The sequence below is a fragment of the Vibrio sp. 10N.222.46.A1 genome (assembly GCF_041473595.1).
Lineage (GTDB): Bacteria > Pseudomonadota > Gammaproteobacteria > Enterobacterales > Vibrionaceae > Vibrio > Vibrio tasmaniensis_A.
The window spans coordinates 1-334 of record NZ_JBFRSN010000968.1 but is presented as its reverse complement, the minus strand read 5'-3'; the positions used below and the strand labels follow the sequence as shown (position 1 = coordinate 334).

Genomic DNA, 334 nt, shown 5'->3' with positions numbered 1-334 from the left:
CAGTTAAGCAGCTGAAGTACAGACCAGTTAAACAGCTAGCTCGCTATAGTTCAGCATACAGTCGTTAATACGTTGTATTTGTATGGATGGTTTTCTACAATACCAGCGTCCATTTAATAGGTAATAAACATGCAGCAAAATGAATTTGAAGTACTGGTAAAAGCTATCTGCGCACTAGATGGCCTGCCTCAAGCACTTGAGTTATTGAAATCCAATGAGGATACAGAAGTCGCTGAGGCTGCTGGATCACTAACAGGTCAATTTGCGCTAGCTGAAGTTGAAGGCGAAAAGCGTATTTACCACGTGACGCTTCAAGAAAATGAACAAGGCGAAG

1 pseudogene is annotated in these 334 nt (G+C 41.9%); it reads left to right on the top strand.

Annotation, left to right across the window (positions count from 1 at the left end):
* Nucleotides 1–129: 129 nt before the first annotated feature.
* Nucleotides 130–334 (top strand): annotated as a pseudogene (locus AB4496_RS22625) (hypothetical protein); the annotation flags it as partial.